Genomic DNA, 2,557 nt, shown 5'->3' with positions numbered 1-2,557 from the left:
GCGCAGCAGGGCGCGGGTCTCCTCCAGTTGCGCCGTGGTGCGGGCGAGCAGGAGCACCCAGGCGCCGGCGCCGCCAAGCCCGAGCGCGACGGCGCGCCCGATGCCGCGTCCGGCCCCGGTGATCAGCGCGGTCTTGCCAGCAAAGTTATTTGCCACTGCGGTCTCCTCAATGGTTGACGCTGTGAGCGGGACGGCCACGGAGTCAGCCGCACCCGTTCGGCTGAATGCTCTTGAACTACGGCTTGTTAGCGGCGAGCGGCGGCGATGTCTTACCAGGGCGCGCGGGACTGAGATCCACAGGTAAGAACCGGGGCGGAGGCGACGCCTACGTACCGGGCGGTCCCATCAGGGACCGTCCTGGTAACGACGAAGGAGAAACCGCGATGCCCCTGCTCAACCCCGGCGACTCGTTCCCGCGGCTGACAATCGAGACCGCTGGCGGCCAGTCGCTTACGATCCCGGACGCGTTCGCCGGCGGCTTCGCCGCGGTGCTGTTCTACCGGGGTGCCTGGTGCCCGTACTGCAACGCGCAACTGCGCGCCTTCGAGCGGGCCCGCCAGGCGCTGGAGGATAACGGCATTCGCGTCGTGGCGCTCTCGGTGGACGACAAGGAGACCACCGCCGCCCTGGTCGCCAGGCACAAGCTGACGTTCCCCGTCGGCTACGGCGCGGACGCGGCGTCCGTCGCCGCGCTCACCGGCGCCTTCGTCAACCCCGACCCGGTGTACCTGCAGTCCACCGACTTCGTGCTCGACCCGGGAGGGAAAGTTATCGTCAGCGTGTACTCAAGCGGCGCCATCGGGCGGCTCGTTCCCGACGACGTCGTCGGCCTGGTCCGCTACCTGCGCGAGCACTCGGCACCGGCGACGGCGTAACGGGACAGGAGACGACAGCATGAGTGGTGCGGATATTCACTTCTACTTCGACCCGGTGTGCCCGTTCGCGTGGATGACGAGCAAGTGGGTGCGCATGGTCACCGCGCAGCGGGACTACACGATCGACTGGCGGTTCATCTCGCTTCGCCTGATCAACTCCGGTGCCGACTACGACAGCCACTTCCCGGCCGGCTACGAGGAAGGGCACACCTCGGGACTGCGGCTGCTGCGGGTCGCCGCACGGGTTAGGGCCGAGCACGGGCGGTCCGCCGTCGGCCCGTTCTACGAGGCCGTCAGCAGCGAGATCTTCGACGCTCCCGGTGCCGCCGAGCTGACCCCCGTCACCAGGGGCAGCCGCGCCTTCGTCGAGCCGCTGCTCGCTGCGGCGGGCCTGCCCGCCGGCCTGGCGGACGCCCTCGACGACACGCGGTGGGACGAGGAGATACGCGCCGAGGGCGACGAGGCACTGTCGCTGACCGGCCGGGACGTCGGCACGCCGATCATCCATTTCAGCCCGCCGGGCGGCACGGCGTTCTTCGGCCCGGTGATCAGCAGGCTGCCCGGTCCCGACGACGCCGTCCGGCTCTGGGACCATGTCACGGCCCTGGCCGACTTCCCTGGCTTCGCCGAGCTCAAGCGGAGCCTGCGCGAGCGGCCGCAGCTGCGCAGCTTCGGCGTGGACCCCGGCACGGCCGGAACGGAGGAAGACTGGCACGCAGGAAGCCGCAAGACAGCATCGTAGGCCCCGGTCAGTAACCGGGGCCACGGCCAGCGGCATGGTGACAATCACCGGAACGGCGGCCATGCCCGCCGCTGCAGCCAGACCGACCTCCCGCTGGCCCGGCCTCGAGGCGGCGAACGGCCGGGCGGCGAAGCCGCCGCTAGGGGTTTAGGCCCGCCGGAAATGCGCCACGGCATCGGAGTCCCAGACCAGACCGTTGCCAGGCCGATCTGGCGGCAGGACGCAGCCTTCAGCCACCTTCAGCGGCTGCTGGAGGATGGGGGCGGCCCAGTCCACGTATTCGATCCAGTGGGCCGTTGGCGTGGCGGCGAGAAGATGAGCGCTGACTTCGGGGTACAGGTGGGACGACATCTCGGTCCCGGCTGCGTCCGCCAGCGCGGCAGCGGCCAGCCAGCCGCTGACGCCGCCGATACGGTCTACGTCCGGCATCACGAGATTGCTGGCATTGTTCGCAAGCGCGGCGGACATGGCGCGCGGGCCAGTGAAATTCTCGCCGATCTGCACCGGGGTGCGCAGCTGGGCGGCCAGTTCAGCGCTGGTGGCGTAATCGTCGTGGCGAACCGGCTCCTCGATCCAGGCCAGGCCCTCGTCGTCGAGCTGGCGGCAGCGCTCGCGGGCGGCGTTGGCGCTCAGCGCCTGGTTGTAGTCGGACATCAGAGCAATGTCCGGTCCGATCGCCGCGCGCACCGCCCGGACGGCGGCCAGGTCGTCGTCCCCCGACGGGCGGCCGAGCCGCATCTTGACGGCCCGGAAACCCTCGGCGACCAGTTCCTGTGCCTCGGCGGCCGCGGCCCGCGGCTCCAGCAAACCGAGTCCGTTGCTGTTGTAGGCGGCCGTCGGCTGCATGGGGGCGCCGAGCATCCGGGCCAGCGGCAGCCTGGCGGCGATCGCCAGCGCATCCCAGCAGGCGACGTCGACGCCGGCCAGCACCGCCGAGACC

4 protein-coding genes are annotated in these 2,557 nt (G+C 70.6%); 2 read left to right on the top strand and 2 right to left on the bottom strand.

Going from position 1 to position 2,557, the window contains the following annotated elements:
- Positions 1-156 (bottom strand): SDR family NAD(P)-dependent oxidoreductase (locus WA805_RS08765; protein ID WP_425242084.1); only part of this gene is annotated, 156 nt, incomplete at its 3' end.
- A 227-nt stretch (positions 157-383) separates the two neighbouring features.
- On the opposite strand from WA805_RS08765, the gene WA805_RS08760 reads away from it, so the two are divergent.
- Both WA805_RS08760 and WA805_RS08755 read left to right on the top strand, forming a co-directional pair.
- A complete protein-coding gene (locus WA805_RS08760; RefSeq protein WP_422271929.1) occupies positions 384-875 on the top strand; it encodes a peroxiredoxin family protein in 492 nt (163 codons plus the stop codon).
- 19 nt (positions 876-894) lie between these two features.
- Positions 895-1,617, top strand: a complete 723-nt coding sequence (locus WA805_RS08755) for a DsbA family protein (protein WP_422271931.1) — start codon at positions 895-897, stop codon at positions 1,615-1,617.
- A gap of 147 nt (positions 1,618-1,764) precedes the next feature.
- On the opposite strand, the gene WA805_RS08750 is transcribed toward WA805_RS08755, so the two are convergent.
- Positions 1,765-2,557, bottom strand: a 793-nt coding sequence (locus WA805_RS08750; RefSeq protein WP_425242083.1) for an enolase C-terminal domain-like protein, incomplete at its 5' end; no start/stop codon positions are given.

The organism is Trebonia sp. (assembly GCF_049794275.1).
Lineage (GTDB): Bacteria > Actinomycetota > Actinomycetes > Streptosporangiales > Streptosporangiaceae > Trebonia.
This window is presented reverse-complemented; position numbering and strand designations above follow the sequence as displayed.